Source organism: Kineosphaera limosa NBRC 100340 (assembly GCF_000298215.1).
Classification (GTDB): Bacteria; Actinomycetota; Actinomycetes; order Actinomycetales; family Dermatophilaceae; genus Kineosphaera; species Kineosphaera limosa.
Map to the genome: position 1 here is coordinate 16310 of NZ_BAHD01000015.1, position 19360 is coordinate 35669.

At 70.9% G+C, this 19360-nt stretch carries 19 protein-coding genes; 5 read left to right on the forward strand and 14 right to left on the reverse strand.

The annotated features are described in order from the left end of the window. Positions 1 to 10: 10 nt before the first annotated feature. From prpB to KILIM_RS04730, 3 genes are all read right to left on the reverse strand, one after another. Entirely contained in the window at positions 11 to 910 is a 900-nt protein-coding gene (prpB, locus tag KILIM_RS04720; RefSeq protein ID WP_006591490.1) for a methylisocitrate lyase, read from the reverse strand. A 64-nt stretch (positions 911 to 974) separates the two neighbouring features. After that, positions 975 to 2489, reverse strand: a complete 1515-nt coding sequence (locus tag KILIM_RS04725) for an MmgE/PrpD family protein (RefSeq protein WP_040562252.1) — start codon at positions 2487 to 2489, stop codon at positions 975 to 977. 2 nt (positions 2490 to 2491) lie between these two features. After that, complete coding sequence (locus tag KILIM_RS04730; RefSeq protein ID WP_006591492.1) at positions 2492 to 3169, reverse strand: GntR family transcriptional regulator; 678 nt, start codon at positions 3167 to 3169, stop codon at positions 2492 to 2494. Between the two features lie 188 nt (positions 3170 to 3357). Between KILIM_RS04730 and KILIM_RS04735 the strand changes: the two genes are divergently transcribed. Then, positions 3358 to 4728, forward strand: coding sequence for a citrate:proton symporter (locus KILIM_RS04735; RefSeq protein WP_006591493.1), 1371 nt, complete (start codon positions 3358 to 3360; stop codon positions 4726 to 4728). Positions 4729 to 4764: 36 nt separating this feature from the next. Here KILIM_RS04735 and KILIM_RS04740 read toward each other — a convergent pair whose 3' ends face one another. Next, positions 4765 to 5472, reverse strand: a complete 708-nt coding sequence (locus KILIM_RS04740) for a VIT1/CCC1 transporter family protein (protein ID WP_006591494.1) — start codon at positions 5470 to 5472, stop codon at positions 4765 to 4767. A gap of 132 nt (positions 5473 to 5604) precedes the next feature. Here KILIM_RS04740 and KILIM_RS04745 point away from each other — a divergent pair, with 132 nt between their 5' ends. Further along, on the forward strand, positions 5605 to 6195 hold the full coding sequence (locus tag KILIM_RS04745) for a protein-L-isoaspartate O-methyltransferase family protein (protein ID WP_051988638.1): 591 nt from the start codon (positions 5605 to 5607) through the stop codon (positions 6193 to 6195). Positions 6196 to 6263: 68 nt separating this feature from the next. Next, positions 6264 to 6728, forward strand: coding sequence for an SRPBCC family protein (locus KILIM_RS04750; RefSeq protein WP_006591496.1), 465 nt, complete (start codon positions 6264 to 6266; stop codon positions 6726 to 6728). Positions 6729 to 6911: 183 nt separating this feature from the next. Here the strand turns inward: KILIM_RS04750 and KILIM_RS04755 are convergent, their stop codons facing one another. The 5 genes from KILIM_RS04755 to KILIM_RS04775 form a co-directional block, all read right to left on the reverse strand. Then, a complete protein-coding gene (locus KILIM_RS04755) occupies positions 6912 to 7517 on the reverse strand; it encodes a response regulator transcription factor (protein ID WP_006591497.1) in 606 nt (201 codons plus the stop codon). Next, the gene (locus KILIM_RS04760) at positions 7514 to 8815 is read right to left on the reverse strand and encodes a sensor histidine kinase (RefSeq protein WP_246308474.1); all 1302 of its coding nucleotides are present in this window, start codon (positions 8813 to 8815) and stop codon (positions 7514 to 7516) included. Before KILIM_RS04760 ends, KILIM_RS04755 begins: the two co-directional genes overlap by 4 nt. A gap of 67 nt (positions 8816 to 8882) precedes the next feature. Further along, positions 8883 to 9779: an ABC transporter permease gene (locus KILIM_RS04765; protein WP_006591499.1), complete on the reverse strand. Its 897-nt coding sequence runs from the start codon at positions 9777 to 9779 to the stop codon at positions 8883 to 8885. Next, entirely contained in the window at positions 9776 to 10696 is a 921-nt protein-coding gene (locus tag KILIM_RS04770; RefSeq protein ID WP_040562255.1) for an ABC transporter ATP-binding protein, read from the reverse strand. Before KILIM_RS04770 ends, KILIM_RS04765 begins: the two co-directional genes overlap by 4 nt. Positions 10697 to 10802: 106 nt before the next feature. Beyond that, complete coding sequence (locus tag KILIM_RS04775; RefSeq protein ID WP_006591501.1) at positions 10803 to 11294, reverse strand: DnaJ family domain-containing protein; 492 nt, start codon at positions 11292 to 11294, stop codon at positions 10803 to 10805. A gap of 129 nt (positions 11295 to 11423) precedes the next feature. On the opposite strand from KILIM_RS04775, the gene KILIM_RS04780 reads away from it, so the two are divergent. Further along, complete coding sequence (locus KILIM_RS04780; protein ID WP_006591502.1) at positions 11424 to 12614, forward strand: MFS transporter; 1191 nt, start codon at positions 11424 to 11426, stop codon at positions 12612 to 12614. Positions 12615 to 12917: 303 nt separating this feature from the next. Next, a complete protein-coding gene (locus KILIM_RS24595; RefSeq protein ID WP_006591503.1) occupies positions 12918 to 13604 on the forward strand; it encodes a winged helix-turn-helix domain-containing protein in 687 nt (228 codons plus the stop codon). Positions 13605 to 13617: 13 nt separating this feature from the next. Here the strand turns inward: KILIM_RS24595 and KILIM_RS04790 are convergent, their stop codons facing one another. The 5 genes from KILIM_RS04790 to KILIM_RS04810 form a co-directional block, all read right to left on the reverse strand. Then, the gene (locus KILIM_RS04790) at positions 13618 to 14694 is read right to left on the reverse strand and encodes a Glu/Leu/Phe/Val dehydrogenase dimerization domain-containing protein (protein ID WP_217997051.1); all 1077 of its coding nucleotides are present in this window, start codon (positions 14692 to 14694) and stop codon (positions 13618 to 13620) included. Between the two features lie 152 nt (positions 14695 to 14846). Further along, positions 14847 to 16379: an amidohydrolase gene (locus tag KILIM_RS04795; RefSeq protein ID WP_006591505.1), complete on the reverse strand. Its 1533-nt coding sequence runs from the start codon at positions 16377 to 16379 to the stop codon at positions 14847 to 14849. 128 nt (positions 16380 to 16507) lie between these two features. Further along, positions 16508 to 17425 carry an AEC family transporter gene (locus KILIM_RS04800; protein ID WP_006591506.1) on the reverse strand — a complete coding sequence of 306 codons (918 nt, stop codon included), beginning with the start codon at positions 17423 to 17425 and terminating at the stop codon, positions 16508 to 16510. 183 nt (positions 17426 to 17608) lie between these two features. Further along, a complete protein-coding gene (fmdA, locus tag KILIM_RS04805; RefSeq protein WP_006591507.1) occupies positions 17609 to 18862 on the reverse strand; it encodes a formamidase in 1254 nt (417 codons plus the stop codon). Between the two features lie 34 nt (positions 18863 to 18896). Then, positions 18897 to 19319 (reverse strand): FmdB family zinc ribbon protein, encoded by a 423-nt coding sequence (locus KILIM_RS04810; protein WP_006591508.1) that lies wholly within the window; start codon positions 19317 to 19319, stop codon positions 18897 to 18899. Between the last annotated feature and the right edge of the window lie 41 nt (positions 19320 to 19360).

Genomic DNA, 19360 nt, shown 5'->3' on the forward strand with positions numbered 1-19360 from the left:
GGGTGATCGCTCAGCCGGGGACCGAGAAGTTGAAGACGCCGGAGTCGAAGGCGTTGTAGGCCTCGTAGTCGAGCAGGTCGTACAGCTCCCGGCGGTGCTGCATCTGCGGCACCAGGCGCTCGAAGCCGCCCTCCTGCGACAGCACCCCAAGGGCCCCGTCCATCGCGTGCATCGCGATGCGCAGCAGCGACACCGGCCAGATGATCATGTTCACGCCGACGTCGCGCAGCTGCGCCTCGGTGAACAGCTCGCTCTGGCCGAACTCGGTGACATTGGCCAGGATCGGCACGTCGATCGCCGCGCGCACCGCCGCGAACTCCTCCAGCGAGCGCATCGCCTCGGGGAAGATCGCGTCGGCGCCGGCCTCGACGAGCCGGGTTGCCCGCTCGATCGTGGCGTCGAGACCGTCGACGGCCCGGATGTCGGTGCGGGCCACGATCAGCAGGTTCGGGTCGCGCCGCGCCTGGACCGCCGAGCGGATCCGCCGCAGCGCGGCCTCCTCGTCGACGACCTGCTTGCCGTCGAGGTGGCCGCACCGCTTGGGGTTGACCTGGTCCTCCAGGTGCAGCCCGGCGATGCCGGCGTTCTCCATCTCCTGCACGGTGCGAGCGACGTTCATCGCCTCACCGAAGCCGGTGTCCGCGTCGACCAGGGTCGGCAGGTCGGTCATGCGGGCGATCTGCCCCGACCGGCCCGCGACCTCGGTCAACGTCGTCAGGCCGATGTCGGGCAGGCCCAGGTCGGCGCTGAGCACCGCCCCGGAGACGTAGACGCCCTCGAAGCCGTGGCGTTCGATGAGTCGGGCGCTCAGCGGATTGGCGGCGCCGGGCAGGCGGACGAGTTCGCCCGCGGCCAGTCGCTCACGCAGGGTCGCCCTCTTGGCCTCGGGGGTGGCGGTCGAATACAGCACGGGAACTCCGTTCGGTCAGCCGGTCGCGCCGGCGGGTTCAAGGGTCAGAGGGGTTCGCTGGGGTTCAGAACATGCCCGGGAGGCCCTTCTCCGGCAGCTGGCCGGGGGCGGCGACGAACGTCAGCTGCGCCAGCTCCGTCGCGGTCAACTCCGGCAGCCGCTGCGCGATGTCGAGGAAGCGCTCGACCTCCGCCTCGCCCAGGACCGGCTCGGCCAGGGTGCGGAACTTCTGCACGTACTGCGGGCGGGCGAACGGGCGAGCGCCGCCCGGGTGGGCGTCGGCGAGGGCGATCTCGCGCTCGATCGTCTCCCCGACGCGCAACTGCACGACGACGCGACCGCCGTAGGAGGGGGTGTCGGCCCGCAGGTAGCGCTGCGTCCAGTCGTCGCTTTCGACCGTGGAGATCGAACGCCACAGGGCGACGGTGTCGGGCCGGGTGGCGCGCTCGCGGGCGTAGGAGTCGACGTGGTGCCAGCGGCCGTCCTGCAGAGCGACGGCCAAGATGTACGGGAGCGAGTGGTCGAGGGTTTCGCGGCTGGCTTGCGGGTCGTACTTCTGCGGGTCGCCCGCGCCGGAGCCGATGACGTAGTGCGTGTGATGCGAGGTGTGCACCACGATCGACTCGACGGCTTGGGGGTCGGCGACCTGTGGGTGATCGGCGCGCAGGCTGCGGGCCAGGTCGATCCAGGCCTGCGCCTGGTACTCGGCCGAGTGCTCCTTGGTGTAACTGTCGAGAATCGCCTGCTTGGCCTCGCCGGGTTCGGGCAGCGGAACCTCGTAGCGGGCATCGGGCCCGTCGAGCAGCCACGCGATGACACCGTCCTCACCTTCGTAGATCGGGGAGGGGCTGCCCTCTCCACGCATGGCGCGGTCGACGGCCTCGACGGCGACCTTGCCGGCGAAGCCGGGCGCGAAGGCCTTCCACGACGAGATCTCGCCCTTGCGGGACTGTCGAGTCGCTGTCGTGGTGTGCAGTGCTTGCCCGATGGCCTGGTAGATCGTGTCGGCCGGCAGCCCCAGCAGCGTGCCGATGCCGGCGGCGGCCGAGGGACCCAGGTGGGCGACGTGGTCGATCTTGTGCTTGTGCAGGCTGATCGCCTTGACCAGGTCGATCTGCAGTTCGTACCCCGTGGCCAGGCCCCGCACGAGGTCGGCTCCGTCGCGGCCGCAGTGCTGGGCGACGGCAAGCACGGGCGGAATGTTGTCGCCCGGGTGGGAGTACTCCGCGGCCAGGTAGGTGTCGTGAAAGTCGAGCTCGCGGACTGCGGCGCCGTTGGCCCACGCGGCCCACTCGGGACTCGTGCGCTGCGTCGCCGGCAGGCCCATGACCGTGGCGCCGATCCCACCGGAGCTGGGGCCATGCGCGGTCGCCTGAGCGCGGGCGGTGCTCGGTGCCGACCGCCCGATCGCGGCGGCGGCCACGGCGGCGTTGTCGATGACCCGGTTGACGATCATCTCCTCGACGTCGGCGGTGACCGCGACCTCGTCGGCGGCGACCTGCGCCATGGCCCAGGCCAGCTGCTGCTCGCGGGGGAGTTGGTCTTCGCTGCGGTGGGCTCGAACCTCGTGAATGCGCATGACTACCTTTCGTCGGATTGGGCGGATGCCGCGATGCGTCCGTAGTGCTCGCGGCTGGCGTGCAGGTGGATGTGGGTGGCGTGGACGGCCAGGTCGGGATCGCCGTTCGCGATAGCGCTGGCGATGAGGGCGTGTTCGGCGGCGGACGCGCTGATGCGGGCCAGGCTCGCGCTGGACTGCCGCCGCAGCCGGGCGGTGTGCGTGTTCAGGGTCTCCAGCGCCTGGGCCAGGTAACGGTTGGCGGCCGCCTCGGTAATTGCCCGGTCGAACCGGGCGATGGTCTCGAAGTAGGAGTCCACGGCGATCTGGGCCGGATCTCCCGCCAGCGCCGCGTGCCACGCCGCGAACTCGGCGGCGAAGCCCTCGAAGACCTCGGTTTGCCCCCGCTGGGCGGCGAGCTTGGCCGCCTGGGGCTCCAGCGTCGCGCGCATCTCGAAGATGCTCGCCGCCTCGCTAGGGTCCAGGTCGGTGACCACTAGCCCCCGCCCGCCGGTTGGGGTGGCCAGGCCGTCGTTGACGAGCAGCGCGAAGGCCTCTCGCACGGGGGTGCGGGAGACGCCGAGCCGCTGCGACTGAGCGACCTCCAGCAGGGGGTCACCCGGGGCCAGCGTGCCGTCCAGGATCTCGTCCCGCAGCCGTTGGTACGCCCGGGCCGCTGCCGTGATGGAACGCGTGGTCATGGTTTATGTATACATAAACTCACGTCGGCTGTCTAGCCTCGAAGGTATCTGAGCACAAGAATCCTAAGTATCCCGCGACGCTCTTGTTAGATCACCGCAGTTCTGTATACAGTCGAGGCATCGTCGCCTGGGCAGCACACCGATGCCGGGATCCAGGCTCCACGCCTGTCACTACGTAAGGGAGCGTCATGACAGAACCCAGCACTCTGCTCACAGCCGTCGGGCTGTCGATCATCGTCATCACCGTCGGCCTGCTCATCTGGGGCCGCGTGGCCCCGGTGGTGGCGATGGTCCTCGTGCCGGTCGTCGGCGCGCTGGCGACCGGCTTCGGGCTCGACCAGATTCAGGAGTTCTTCGCGGAGGGCCTGTCCTCGGTGATGAACGTCGTCGTGATGTTCATCTTCGCGATCATCTTCTTCAGCATCCTCTCGGACGCCGGTCTCTTCGATCCGCTCATCCGAACGCTCATCGTGATGACTCGCGGGCGGGTCATCCTCGTGGCGATGGGTACCGTGCTCATCGGTGCGATCGCGCATCTCGACGGAGCGGGCGCCACGACCTTCCTCCTTTGTATTCCGGCGCTGCTGCCGCTGTACAACGCCCTGAACATGAGCAAGTACCTCTTGCTGCTGCTGGTCTCGCTGTCCGCCTCGATCATGAACATGGTTCCGTGGGGTGGCCCGCTGGGGCGTGCCGCCGCCGCCACCGGTATCGACTCCGCACAGCTCTACCAGCCGCTGCTCATCGTGCAGGTCATCGGGCTGGCGCTGCTGCTGGGCCTGGCTGCGCTGTTGGGGCTGCGGGAGATCCGCCGCATCGACAAGGGCGTCGCCGCCGGCGAGTTCGAGCGGGTCGACAACATCGACGTACACCAGATCGCCGACGACTTCACCAAGCGTCAGATCCAGGACCGCGCCGAGGTCGAAGGCAAGATCAACCGCAATCGAGTCGTCTTCTGGCTCAACGTAGTGCTTGTCGCCATCGTCCTCACGGTGATGCTGGCCGGCTGGCTGCCGCCGGCGTTGACCTTCCTCATCGGCGTCGCGGTGGCGCTGCCGCTGAACTTCGCCCACGCCCAGACCCAGATGGACCGACTCAAGGCTTACGCGCCGAACGCCCTCATGATGGCCGCCGTCATCATCTCGGCCGCCGTCTTTCTGGGGGTCCTGCGGGAGTCGGGGATGCTGGAGTCGATCGCCCTGTCCCTGCTGGCCGTGATCCCCGCCAGCGTCGGCCCCTACCTACACCTCATCGTCGGTGCCCTGGGTGTGCCCCTGGACCTGCTGACCAGCACCGACGCCTACTACTTCTCGGTGCTGCCGTTGGTCGACGCGACCGCGGGCCAGTTCGGCGTGGCGACGACCTCCACCGCCTACGCGCTGATGATCGGCAACATCATCGGCAGCTTCGTCAGCCCCTACGCGCCGGCCATGTGGCTCGCGCTCGGCCTGGCGGGCGCCAACGTCGGCAAGCACATTCGCTACTCGTTCGGCATCATGTGGGCGTTCTCGCTCGTGCTGCTGCTCGTAGCCGTGCTCGTCGGCGTCGTGCAGGTGTAGCCGGCCTCGGCTGAGGCGGTGCCGGTCGGCGCTGCCTCAGCCGAGCGTCGCCCCGACCAGCGAGCCGATGCCGTAGGTGACGAGCAGACCGACGGCGCCACCGACCACGACCCGCAGCGCAGCGCGCCCGGGTGGGGCCCCGCCCAGCCGGGCGCCCAGCGCCCCCGTCAGACCCAAGGCGATGAGCACCGCGGTATACGTGATCGGCACGCGCAGGGCGGCCGTTGTCAACACCACCGCCAGCACCGGCAGCAGGCCTCCGGCGACGAAGGCAGCGGCCGACCAGAAGGCCGCCACGGTCGGGCTGACGTAGTTGTCCGGGTCGATGCCCAGCTCGATGTCCAGGTGCGCGCGCAGCGCGTCCTTGGCGGTCAGTTCGTTCGCCACCACCGTCGCGGTCTCGTTCGAGAGTCCCCGGGCCTCGTAGAGCTGCACGAGCTCGGCCAACTCCTCCTGCGGCATCGTCGCCAACTCGCGGCTCTCCTTGACGACGAGGGCCTTCTCGCTGTCGCGCTGGCTGCTCACCGACACGTACTCACCGAGCGACATCGACACCGCCCCGGCGACCAGCGCCGCGATGCCCGCCAGCAACACCTGGGTCTGATCCGTCGTCGCGCCGGCCACCCCGAGCACCACGCCCGCCGTCGAGAGAATCCCATCGTTGGCGCCCAAGACGCCGGCGCGCAGGGCGTTGAGGCGCTGGCTCAGGGCGCCGCCGTGGGCCTCGTTCGAATGTGTTGTCATGGTCCGCTCCAAGGGCGACGAGTGGTGGTCAGCGCTCAGGTTAGGCCCGTCTGGCGGGGGCTGTCATCTACGGAAAGGCTTGCCTGACCTGCAGTGGTGCGCCCGGCGCAAGGCTCGGGGGAGACTGTCGGGATGACCGGCGATCAGCACTCGCGCGAGGCCCATCCAGCCGTCGACGAGGCCTTCGCCGCCACCCCGAGGCAGGATTACCTGCCCGACGCGGTCCGCCACCTGGCTCACCATGACCTGCCCCTGCCGTTGGCTCGCGGCATGACCAATTCCCAGCCGAGCACGGTGCGCGACATGCTCGAGCACCTGCAGGTGCCGGCGGGCGCGCGCGTCCTCGACGTCGGCTCGGGATCAGGTTGGAGCACGGCCCTGCTGGCCCATCTGTGCGGGCCCAAAGGGCGGGTGCTCGGCCTCGAGATCGAGCCCGAACTCGTCGCCTTCGGCACTCGAAACCTGGCCGCCAGCTGCCGGGATTGGGCGCGCATCGAGGCGGCGACACCCGGGGTGCTCGGTGCGCCGGATCGCGCACCGTTCGACCGGATCCTCGTCTCCGCGATGGCCACCGACGTGCCCACCGATCTTGTCAATCAACTCGCTCCGTGTGGCGTGCTCGTCGTACCCGTCAAGGGCCGGATGGTCCGCATCCACGTCGATGACGCTGGAACGGCTCATCGCCGGGCATTCGGGTTCTACCGTTTCGTGCCCTTGCGGTGACGGGCCGACTCGGCCGATCGCGGCGGCCACTGACGACGCGTGCGGCCAGCGCCTCGTAGGCTCCCCCCATGGCCGGCCACGAACTGCTGCTCACCCGCGACGTCGACGCCCCACCCGAGGCGATCTGGCGCGTACTCACCGATCTCGACAACGCCCCCCGCAACCTCTCGCAGGTCGTGTCCATCGAGCGGATCGGCGGGGACGGCTACGGACCGGGCACCCGCTGGCGCGAGACCCGCACGATGTTCGGCCGGTCCGAAGCCCAGGAGATGTGGGTGGAGAGCGTCGACCCGCCGCGCGCCACCGTGGTGCGGGCGCAGGCCGGCGGCGTCGACTACACGACGACCTTCGAGGTGACGCCCCGAGACGGCGGATCGCGGATCACGATGCGTTTCGCCGGTGCGCAGCAGGCCCCGAGCGTGTTGCAGCGGCTCGCCTGGACGGTGCTCGGGCCGATCGGCATGCGCGTCACCCGCAAGGCGATGCAAGGCGACCTCGACGACATCGCCGCGGCCGCCGAATCACTCAACTGACTGCTGCGAGCGTCGCCGGGAGCCCTGGCAAAAGGAACGAATCAAGCAAACCGGGCCAGGTGAGGGTGGCCGCGAGGATGGAGCTCGAAAGAGACCGTTCACTTTTGCACCTCAGACGGTGCAAAAGTGAACGGTCTCTTTCGCGCCCTTCGAGGCCGCGCGGGGCACTGGGCGCGCACGCGGTCACAGCCAGCCGTTGCCCTCGGCGATCTGGGCGGCATCGGCGCGATTGCGGGCACCGGTCTTGCCGATCGCGTTGCTCAGGTGGTTGCGCACCGTGCCCTCGGACAAGAACAGGGCCTTGGCGATGTCGGCAACCGAGCCGCCACGGTGCGCCTCGCGCAACACATCGGTCTCGCGGGCGGTCAGCGGCGAGTCGCCCGCGGCCATGGAGTCGGCGGCCAGCGTCGGGTCGATGACGCGCAGTCCCGCGTGCACCCGCCGCACCGCCTCGGCCAGCTCGGCGGCGGGGGTGTCCTTAACCACGAATCCGCTGGCGCCCGAACGCAGCCCGCGCCGCACGTAGCCGGGTCGGCCGAACGTCGTGACGATGAGCACCTGCACGCCCGGAAGCGCCGCCCGCAGCGCCGCGGTCGCCTCGATGCCGTCCATGCCCGGCATCTCGACGTCGAGCAGCGCCACGTCGGGGGAGTGCTCGCGGGCGGCATCGACCACCTCGTCACCCCGCCCGACCTGCGCGACGACCTCGAGGTCGGACTCCATCGACAGCAGCGCCGCGAGCGCGCCACGCACGAGTGCCTGGTCGTCGGCCAGTAGCAATCGGATCATCGGGCTGACTCCTGCGTCTTCGTGGCGAGACTCGACGGGGCCGTTGGGCGCGGCGGCGCCGGTTCGGTGGCGCGCACGCACAGTTCGAAACCGCCGTCCGCGGCGCGCCCCGCGGTGGCCTGCGCCCCCACCTGGCGGGCCCGCTCGCGCAGGCCGGTCAGCCCGTTGCCGGGCTCCATCTCACCGCCGGGCCCGGTGCCGTCGTCGCGAACGACCACCTCGTCGGCGCCGAGGGTGATCTCGCAGGTGGAGGCCCCGGAGTGCCGCACGACGTTCGTGACACCCTCGCGGACGACCCATGCGAACAGGTCGCGCAACCGCGTGTCGACGAGGTCGGCGGCACCGGGCACCCGAGCCGTGATGCCCGCGGACTGCAGGGCTTTGCGCGCGCGGATCAGTTCAGTGGGCAGGGACAGCTGCCGGTAGCCGGAGACGGTGGTGCGCACGTCGGCGAGGGCGTCGCGGGCCAGCCGCTCCAGATCGATGATCTCGGCTTTCGCTTGGGCCGGGTCGGTGTCGATGAGACGTCCGGCGAGTTCGGCCTTGACGGTAATGACCGTGAGGCTGTGGCCGAGGATGTCGTGCAGGTCGCGCGCGAGGCGGGTGCGTTCGAGTTCGACGGCCAATTCGGCCTTCTCCTCGCGGGCGCGGGTCAGCGCGTCGCTGTGTCGGCTCATGGCGACCGAGCCCCACACGATGGCGCCGATGCCGGCGGTCCAGAACGCGAGGCCGCTGGCCCACAGCCACGAGCCGGTGTAGGCCAGCGTCCCAATGAACATCGCCATGCCGCACGCGGCGATGGCCGACAGCGACTGCCGCGTCGGCAAGGTGGCCCCGGCTCCGGCCGCCACGTACGTCAGGCAGGTCAGTCCCGGCAGCCCGAGGATCGCGGTGAGGCCGGCGGCGAGCGCGGTGAGGCCGATCAGCCAGGGCCATGGCCCGGCGCGGGTCAGCCACCGGAACGCCCGCATGCCGAGCAGGCGGCCGAGGTAGCCACCCGCGTAAGCGAGTACGAAGAGCGCCAGCAACGGCAGCCCGACGGCGGCCCGCCATCCGCCTTCGCTCCACAATTCCACCGCGGGAAAGGCGAGAAAGACGAGGAACGCGATGGCGTAGGCCGCAGTGATCCGGCGCTGCCGCAGGTCACCGGCGGCGAGGGCCTCGTCGCGTCGCCCGGCGTCCGCCACATCCCCCACCAACACATCACCCACGAGGGGGTCGTCGCGGCGGTCGACCCCATCCGCGAGGCCCCCCGGTGCACCATTCGGGGGCCCCGGGTCGGCGGACGGTGACGTCATGGCCGCCACCGTAACCCGCGCGGGAAGCACGTCTTCGGCGGCTCGCTCCCCGCGCATCGGCTCGCGGTCACGACCGGCCGGCGGCGGCGCGGAACCGCCAGATCGCGATGGCACAGAACAACACGAACCAGCCGGCGATGTTGAGCAGCGCCCCCGCCCCGACCGGCTCGCCCAGGATCGGCGCCTCCACAAGCATCCGCACGCCGTACATCGGCGTCCAGGCACCGACGGTCTGCATGAGCGTCCCGAGCTGCTCCAGCGGGATGAACACGCCGCCGAAGAACGCGAACAAGCTCATGAACGGCCCGACGACGCCGAGCACCGCCTCACCCGTGAACAGGTAGCCGACCGCCAGGCCGAACGCGGCGAACAGCGCGGTACCGGCCAGCCACGCGACGACGAAGCTGCGCACCCACGTCGCAGGATCGAGCTGCGCGCCGGTAAGGGCGCCGACGGTGAAGGTCACGGCGACCACCAGAAACGTCAGCGCGAGGGCCGCGATGAGCTTGGAGGTCACGTACACCCAGGGCCGCAGCGGGGACAACCGCAATTGGCGGTGCCAGCCGACCCCCCGCTCGTCGGCGACGGCTCCGGCGACGTTGACGGCGGCCATCATCGCCCCGAACAGCGCCATGTTCGCCATGATCATGCCCGCGACCGTGCCGTGCGCCACCGGTTGCGAGCCGTACGCGGGGGCCGCCCCGAACAGCAGGTAGAGCGCCGCGGGCATGATCGCGGCGAAGCCGATCGTCCACGGGTTGCGCAGGTTGCGCACGAGTTCGAGCCGCAGGTAGGTGCGCGACAGCCCACCGGCGCGTCGCTCGCGCGCCCCAACAGGTCCGTCGGCTGCCTCGGTGGGCAAAGAGGTGCCGCGGGCGGCGGAGGGGATCCCCTGGTCGGTCGGTGACATGATCGGATGCCTTTCGGTGCGCGGGTTGGGCGAGGTGTGTGCCTGCGTGCTCATCGGGAGCCTCCGGAGGTGAGGGCGACGACGGCGTCGTCGAGGGCCTCGGCGGCAATCTCGACGTCGCAGGCGTTGGTGTGGGCGAACAGGTGCCGGGCCAGGGCGTCGGAGTCGGTGGTGCGGATGTCGAGCGTGCGGCCCAGGCGGGTCAGCTCCAGCACCCCGGGCAGCGCACGCAGGGCCTCGTCGACCTCGGGCCCCACCTCGGCCCGGACTCGCCGCGCCAAGGCGGTGGCCTTGATGCCGGCGGGAGTGTCGTCGGCGACGATCCGTCCGCCGCTCATGAGCACGATGCGGTCGGCCATCTCGTCGGCTTCCGCCAGGTAGTGAGTGGCAAAGAGCACTGTGCGGTCTGGGCGGCGGGCCAGATCGTCGCGGATCGCGGCCCAGAACGCGCGGCGGCCGCTGACGTCCATGCCGGCGGTGGGCTCGTCGAGCACGAGCAGGTCGGGATCGGGCAGCAGCGCGAGCGCGAACCGCAGCCGCTGCTGCTGTCCGCCGGAACACTTGACGACCCGGCGACGCAGGATGCCGTCGACCCCGGCCCGCCGCGCGACCTCCGGTACGTCGGGCAGGCGGCCGTGCAGGTCGGCGACGAGTTCGAGGGTCTCGCCGACGGTCAGCCGCGGCAGCAGCCCACCGGTCTGCATGACCGCGGCGACGCGGCCGCGTTCGACGGCGCGCACGGGCTCGTCACCGAACAGCCCGGCGCTGCCGCTGCTGGGCGCGATCAACCCGAGCAGCAGGTCGATCGTCGTCGTCTTGCCGGCGCCGTTGGGGCCCAGGAGCGCGACGACCTCCCCGGGCTGGATCGTCAGGTCGACGCCGTCGACGGCGCGCACGCGCTCGGACGTGCCCCCGCGGCGGCCGAAGTCCCGCGTGAGATCGGTGAGCTGGATGGCGGGCTGGTTTGTCATGCCCTCAGGGTGGTCCAGCGGCGCCCAGCGCACCTGGGCCGCCGATCACGTCCGCGGCATGACGTCTGTCAGGGGTCCTGCGGCGGTGCCTTCGCCCGCCTGGCTATTAGCCACGCCTCCACCACCGACGGCGCCGCGAACGCACAGGAGGCTGTGCTGCCGCGGGGTCGGGCACGTCGCCCGAGCGGTCGGTGGCGTTCGCGACCGCCAGCGCCGCCCGCAACTCGCGCCACCGACGCACCATGTCATCGACGTCGATGCGGGGTGCGACCGGCGGCATCGCCCGCCCCAGCGTCGGGCGGCGACGATCCTGCACGACGCGCAGGTTGTAGTCGCGCAAGATCTCCCGCACGGACGCCTCATCGGGCACGTCGGCCAGCGACTGCGGGTACCCGGCCGCCTCGGCGCGCAGCTGCAGCACCGGCGGCATCGTGGCCGACGCGTCGAGGCCCTCGCGCTCCAGGTACCGCTTGACCCACCAGTCGGGATCGTCGGGGTTGCCCAGGTCCAGGGGCTTGCCCGACCCCGCGAGCCCGCTGAACTCGCCCCGCTCGGTCGCCTCCCGGATCTGCCGCTCCACCCAACTCTCGTACCGCATCGCTCCATGGTGCCTGGTGCAGACGATAGGGGGCCCGCTGTGCGGTACTGCCCTACAGTGGCGCAGGTCCGCGTCGCCTTGGGCGCCGCAGGCGAACGTCGCCAAGGCGAACACGAACAGGGGAGAGCGATGTCGAGGCAGCAGGCGGCGAGCGCGGGCCTGTTGGCGGTCGGCGTGTTCGCCGTCTCCCTGTTGCTACGGGCCCCGATCACCGCGCTGCCGCCGTCGCTGGAGATCATCAGCGCCGACCTCGGCCTGAGCAGCACCGCCGCCGGCGCCACGACCTCCCTGCCGCTCGTCTGCTTTGGCGTGTTCGCGTTCCTGGCGCCCTTTCTCATCCTGCGCCTCGGGCTCGAGCGGACGATGCTCCTGCTGCTCCTCCCGTTGCTGCTGGGGATCGTCGTGCGCAGCGCCGGTGGGGTGGGGGCGCTGTACGTGGGGGCGGTGCTCGTCGGCGTCGGGATCGCCATCGGCAACGTGCTGTTGCCGGCCTTCATCCGCGCCCGGTTCGCCGACCGACTCGCGCTGATGATGGGCACGTACGTCGCGGTGCTGCAGATCAGCGGTGCCGTGGGCTCCGCGGTGACGGCGCCGCTGGAGGACGGTCTGGGCTGGGGCTGGCGGCCCGCGCTGGCGGTGTGGGCGCTGCCCGTCGCGCTGCTCATCCCGCTGTGGATCGTCATCGCCCGGCGCCGCACCCCGCCGACCGCGACCCGCGCGCCCAGCGGCCTGGGTTACGTCATGCGTCGCCGGCTCACGTGGGCCATCACGCTGTTCATGGCCGTGCAGGCCGCGGCGTTCTACACGATGCTCACGTGGATCCCGGCGCATCTGACCGCGCAGGGCGTCTCCCCGGTGACCGCCGGCGTCGTGCTGGGCCTGTTCAGCATCCTGGGGCTGCCTGGCGCCTTTCTCGCCCCGCGCTTGGCCACCGGGCCGCGCGCTCGCCTCTTCATCGTGTCCGCGTACTCGCTGCAGGCCGTGGCGATGATCGGATTCAGTGTGGGCCCCGGGCCGGCCATCGCGGCGGCCGTGGTCGCCGGGGTGAGCCAGGGCGCGGGCTTCTCCATCGCGCTGACCTTCATCGCCGACCAACCCGACCCGCACGATGTGCCGGCGATCTCCGCGCTCGCCCAGGGGGTCGGCTACCTGGCCGCCGCCGTGGGGCCGGTGGCGATCGGCGCCCTGCACGAGCTGACCGGATCGTGGTTCTGGCCGGACCTGGTCATCACCGCCACCGTGCTCTTCGTGGCCGTGCTCGGCGGGGCCATCGGGTCGCGGCTCGCGCAGGCGCACGACCTGCGCCGACTGGCTTCTTGAGGGCCGTTCTGGGGCCTCGACGCGCCGAGGGCGGCCGCGCTGATCGCGTGCCGCCCTCGTGTCGACCGCTGCCCGGGGAACCGGATGGGTCGAGCCTCCCCCGGGGAGGTCTGGTCCCTGTGGGCTCGTGGCCGCACAGGGCAAATCTTAAGGTCCGATCGGTGTCAGCACCCATTTTGCCCGAAGAAGCTGTGGTGCCTAGCCCCCAAGTCCCGGCGACCTCGCAGGTCAGCGGCCTGAAAATGACCTGATAACGAGTGTCGTACATTGCCCACCGCATCGACCACAGATAAGTTTGCAAACATGGCCCCGATAGCGAAGTCCCCCGACAAGAGCCCTGGTCAGGGCAGACTGCGTCGCCGAGTCCCGGCGCCCGATCGACTGCGCGGTCTGGCGCACCCGGTGCGCGTGCGCGTCCTCTCCGCATTGCGGACCGCCGGTCCCTCCACCGCCACCGCCCTGGCGAACCGCCTCGGGTTGAACTCCGGGGCCACGAGCTACCACCTGCGTCAGCTTGCCGCGTACGGCTTCATCGAAGAGGCCAACGATCTGGGCAACCGTCGCGACCGGTTCTGGAAGGTGCCTGAGGGCACGACCGTCCCGAGTGCGCTGCCGACGACCGGCAAGGCGCCGAAGGCCTCCATCGGTGACGTCGACGCCCGAGCGGCGTTCTTGCAGGCCCGGCTCGTCGAGCACCACGACGCCGCGCAGGCCGCCGTCGAAGGCCACCCCGAGCTCGATGAGGGCTGGAGCGCCGCGAGCGACATGACGACCCACATCGTCACGCTCGACCACACGCGGGCCGCCAAGCTCATGCACGACATCAGCGCCCTCATCGAGGCGGCGCAGGCGCAGTCCGGCAGCACCAACGGTTCGAACGGCAACGGTTCGAACGGCAACGGCTCGAACGGCAACGGCTCCGAGTCGGCTGCGCGTCCGTTCGTCGTGCAGGTCCAGGGCTTCCTAGCGCCGGCTCAGCCGGAGGGGTAGGCCGTTACGCCGGCTAGATGTCGCGCGCGTGGCTGAGGCGCTCGTGGGCGCGGTCGACGGCGACCCGCCAGGGCGTCTGCCCGGTTTCGGTGGCCCGCGCGAGCAGCTCACCGACGCGCGTGCCGATGCGGTCGACATCCTCGGCCAGCCGCTCGGTGTCCCAGCCCATGGCGCGGGCGTGCTCGTGAATGACGCCGCCGGCGTTGGCGACGAAGTCGGGTACGAGGCTCACTCCGGCTGCCGCGATGGCTTCGGCGGCGGCGTCGTCGGCCAGGATGTCGTTGGCGGAGCCGGCGATGAGCCGGCACTGCAGCCGGTCGGCGGAATCGACCCGCAGCACCTGGGCCACGGCGCACGGCACGAAGACGTCGCACTGCGCATAGGGCGCGTCGGCCGGGTCGATGACGAGGCCGCCGACGCGGTCCGCCAGCCGTCTCGCGCGGTCGTGGTCGACGTCGCCGACGAGCACCCGGGCCCCGTCGTCGGCGAGTAGGCGCGCGAGTGCCGCGCCCACGTGCCCGGCGCCCTGCAGCGCCACCCGCATGCCGACGAGGTCTGCGCTGCCCCACGCGTGCCCCGCGCCCGCTCGGATCGCCGCGTGCACGCCACGTGCGATCCACGGATACGGGTCCTCGCCCACGCTGTACACGCGCGCGCCGGCGCTCTGCATGCAACGCATGTCGGCCTGGGTCGTGCCCATGTCGACGCCGGGGATGAAGTGTCCACCGAGTTGCCGGACCACCTGGGCGAATTTCTCGAAGACCCGCTGCCGGCCGACGCCGGCGAGTTCGCTGCGCGCGCTGTGCTCCAGGATCACGGCCTGCGCCCCGCCGTAGGGTAGATCGGCGAGGGCGTGTTTGCGGGTCATCGTGGCGGCCAGGCGTTGTGCCTCGACGATGGCGTCCAGCGCGCTGGGGTACGGGGCCAGGCGCACGCCGCCGAACCCTGGCCCTAGGGTCGTGTCGTCGATGGCAATGACAGCACGCAATCCTGTGTCGTCATCGGAGCAGGTGAGCACCTGCTCGCTCACCCACGGGTTCAGTGCCGTTCCCTCGACCATGACGACCTCCTCGACCTCTGGGGCCATCATGGACCGAAGTGCGCCCGTGGGTGCCGGTGATGTGTACGCATCCTGCCCGCTGCGCAAGGGGTTGCCCTGTTCGGGTGCTTGGTCGCACGCCCGTGAGCCGCCGCGCTGGTCGGCCCCGGTCATTCGACGCTGGACGACCCCGATCACGCGACTCAGCCGCGGTGCACGACCCGGCCCGCGACGATGGTCAGCACCGGCCGAGTGCAGCGCAGCCGGGCGGCGGCGGCCTGCGAGGGCTCGCCCGTTGGTCCGCGCGGGTCGGCCTCCAGCACGATGAGGTCGCCGGGGTGCCCCGGCGCGACCGTGCCCCATCCGTCGGTGCTGGCTGCGAGCGCTTGCGCCGCGGTGAGGGCCTGTTCGGGGTGCCAGGGCTCGCGCTCGTCGGCGCTGCGGTGCACGGCGGCGGCCATGGCCAGCCACGGATCCGCGGGGGCGACGGGAGCATCCGATCCCAGCCGCACGTCGACTCCGGCGGACAGCAAGGCGCGCAGGGCGAAGGACCGAGCGGCGCCGCCGGGCCAGGTGGCCTCGGTGGGGTCGCGATCGTCGAGCAGGTGCGCGGGTTGCACGCTGGCGCGCACCCCGAGCTGGGCCATGCGGGGGACGTCGGGCCAGCGCACGAGCTGGGCGTGTTCGATGCTGCCGCGGGCGCCGGTTCGGGCGAAGACGTCGAGGGCCTGCGACACGGCGGCGTCCCCGATGGCGTGCAGGGCGACCTCCAGCGCGCCTGCCCGCGCCGCGTCGGCCAGTTCGAGCAACTCCTCGACGGGGTAGTTGCGGGTGCCGTGTGGGTCGACCATGCCGCCCGCCTCGGGATACGGCTCGCAACACCAGGCGGTGCGAGTGTTCAGCGATCCGTCGCTGATGATCTTCAGCGGCCCCATCGTGACCAGCGGGCCGGCGACGACATCACCGCTGCGCACCTGTGCCGTCAACGCGCTGGCCAGAGCCTCGGGGTAGACGCTGGCACGCACCCGCAGGGTGTCGACACCGGCCGCCACGCGGGCGGGCCAGTCGCGGTATGCGGCGGCGTGTTCCATGTCGACGACGCCGACGACCCCCAGGGCGTTCAGGTCGGTGACGAGCTCGGCCAGCCCTCGCTCGGCCACCTCTCGCGCCCCGGGCAGGTCCCGCAGCCGCGCCATGACGGCGAACCACTCGCTCTCCTGCATCGGCCCGTCGCGGTCCGGCAAGCCGAGCAGGCGCAGGGCGGCCGTGTTGAGCCAGCCGTTGTGACAGTCTCCGCTGATCGCCACGACAGGGTGGGTGCCCGATACGGCATCGAGTTCGGCAACGCTGCCCAACCGCGACCAGTTTCCCCGGCGGTAGCCGGACGCGGTGACGATGCCGTTCGGGTCGTCCATGGTCATGCTGTGCGCCCCGATGAGGCCGCACACCGCCTCCGGCCCGTCGGCGGCGCTGAGGTCGAGGCGCTCGCGGTCGGCGCCCGCCTGCAAAGCGTGGACGTGTTGATCCCACAAGCCGGGCATCGCCCAGGCGCCGCGGCCGTCGACGACCGGTTCGCCGACAGGCCGCAATCCGTTCCCCACCTGGGTCACGACACCGTCGACGATCCGCACGTCGACCGGCTCGGCAGCCGTCGGGCCGGGGCTGCCCGGCTGGTCTTTGGCCAGCGGAACCAGCCGCACGGTGGTCAGGAGGAGCGAGGGCAGCGAGGGGACCATGCCCTCCAATATCGGGCACGCCAGCGAAGGGGGCCTCCCGGCCACCGGTTCTGCAGCTGAACAGCTCCCTCTTGCTGCTGTGTACCGTCTGCACCGTACGCGCGGGGCTTTCGCGCTGGCCACCAACGTCAGGAGAGCAGCAGCACGGCCAACAGGATGACCGGAACGGACCCGAGGGTGGTCAAGAGGATGGTGTCGCGAGCCAGGCCGGTGGCGACGTCGTAGCGGGTGGCGTGCACGAAGATGTTCTGTGCGGTGGGCAGCGCGGCGGTGACGACGATCGCCAGCAGCGGCACCCCCTGCGCCCCGAGCAGACCGGCGGCGATGGCCCAGGCGACGACGGGCTGAACGACGAGCTTGAGCGTGCACGTGGCCCAGAGCTTGGCGCCGATGCCGGCGCCCAGGCCCGGTCCGAGGCGCAGGGCGATGCCGTAGCCCAGCAGCATGGCAGGGACGGCCAGTTCGGCGAGCAGTTCGACGGGCGCGTGGATCATCGTGGGTAGCCGCAGGCCGGTGAGCGCCATGAGCAGCCCGATGAGGGAGCCGATGGTCAGGGGGTTGGTCGTCGCCGTGACCAGCACCCGCCGCACCCCGCCGCCGCCGCGCGTGTGCCGGTCGAGCACGACCATGGCCAGCGGCTGAATGACGATGAGCTGCATGAGCAGGGTGGGGGCCACCAGCGCCGCGTCGCCCAGGGCGTAGGCCGCGATGGGAATGCCGAGGTTGCCGGCGTTGACGTAGGCGCTGGACAGGGCCCCGATCGTGGTCTCACCGGCGTCGGACTTGAACAGCAGCCGTGCCAGCAGGATCCATCCGCCGCCGGCCACGACGACCGAGCCGGCGCTGGCAATGAGGTTGGCCGACAGCATCTTCGCGACGTCTGCCTCCGAGATCGTCAGTGCCATGAGGCACGGGCTGCCGACGAAGAACGCCAGCCGCGACAGCACCTGCTGCGCGCGCAGATCGAACAGCCCGAGGTGCGCCACGAGTATCCCGACGCCGATGACTACGCCGATGGTCACGAATCCGGTGAGGGCACCGAGCACGCGCAGAGACTAGCTCACATTGCCAAAGAAGATGTCGAGCTGACTCACTCGGCCCTCCCCGCCGAATTAGAGTGTTCGCTTTTGCACCGTCAGGGGTGCAAAAGCGAACACTCTAATCCGGCGTCGGCGCTCCGCGCGCGTCTTCCCGGCGCCCCAGGAGTCCGGCATCCTGCCCAAAACGCCTCACAAGGCGGAGTGCGGCGCTCCCTGACCGGGGTCGATGCGCACCGGACCGTCAGCGGAGGGGCCGACGGGGAAGTCGAAGATCGCCGTGGGCAGGTAGACGGTCGCGCAGGCGTTCGGGATGTCGACGACACCGGACAGACGCCCTTCGATAGGCGCGGCGCCGAGCAGCAGGTAGGCCTGCTCGGGGGAGTAGCCGAACTTCGTGAGGTAGTCGATGGCGTGCAGGCAGGCCCGCTGGTACGACAGATGGCTGTCGAGGTAGCGCTGCTCGCCGTCGAGAGTCACCGAGGTGCCGGAGAACGCGAGCCACTGGGAGTACTGCGGGTCCGTGTTGCCGGGCATGAAGATGGCGTTCTCGTGCACCCCGTAGGTGTCCATGCCGCCCTTGATGAGGTCGACGCGCAGGTCGATGAAGCCGCCCATCTCGATGGCGCCGCAGAACGTGATCTCGCCGTCGCCCTGGCTGAAGTGCAGGTCGCCGACGGACAGGTTCGCGCCGTCGACGAACACCGGGTAGAAGACGCGGGTGCCCTTGGTGAGGTTCTTGATGTCCTGATTGCCGCCGTTCTCCCGCGGCGGCGCGGTACGGGCGGCCTCGCCGGCGACTCGCTCGTAGTCGCTGTCGGCCAGCCCGCCGAGGATCGCGTCGCGCGGCTCCGGCGGCAGCGCCAGCGGCGGCACCCGCTGGGGGTCGGTGGCGATGAGCGCCGCCTCGCGGCTGTTCCAGCGGCCGAGCAGTTCGGCGCTGGGGGCGGTGCCCATGAGGCCCGGGTGGATGATGCCGGTGAACGACACGTGCGGCACGTGCCGGGAGGTCGCGGTCTGCCCCGAGAAGTCCCAGATCGCCTTGTACGCGTCGGGAAACTGCTCGGTGAGAAAGCCGCCGCCGTTGGCCGTGGGGAAGATCCCCGTGTAGCCCCAGCCCTGGCCGGCCAGCGGGCCCGAGTCCTCCTGCGGGATCGGCCCGACGTCGAGGATGTCGACCACGAGCAGGTCGCCGGGTTTGGCGCCCTCGACCGCGAACGGCCCGGAGAGGCGGTGCACGGTGGTCAGCGGGGCGTCGCGGATGTCGTCCGCGGAGTCGTCGTTGTGGATGGCCCCGTCGAACCACTCCCGGCAGTGCACACGGAACGAGTCGCCGGGCTTGACGGTGGCCGCCGGCGGGATCTCGGGATGCCACCGGTTGTGACCCAGCAGTTGCTGATCGGTGAAGGACTTCGTGGAGTCGAGGGGGAAGATGACGTCGGGCATGGCGGGCTCCTTCTGCTCGAACTGGGCTGTCTGGCTAGGGGCGGGGGAGTTTCGCGTGGCGCGGGTCGCGGCTGATGGGTCGACCTCGCTCGCCCGGAGGCGGTGCGGAGACGACGGAGGGTTCGCTGGCTGACCGCGCGGCCGAGTCCAGGGCCCGCATGGCCGGGGAGGCGCCGTGGCCCAAGCCGACGGCGGTCCAGCGACGGGACGCCGGTGTCGAGCACCCCGGACAGATCTGCCGGTCAGGCACCTCGTGCATCGGGTGGAGCCGGTCGAAGTCGCCGCACTCTGGGCAGCGGTAGGCGTAGGTCGGCACGTCAAGGACTCCCGAGTCGAACCGCCGCAGGTGCGCGGCGAATTGGAGGTGCTGCCATCCTGCGACGCTACTGGGCACCGGACCGTTACGGCGCTGTTGCGCTGTCATGACGAGGGCCAGCCTGCCCGGCCGCAGTGCCATGAAGTCAAGAATCCTTGACAAAGTGCGACAAGAATAGTTGA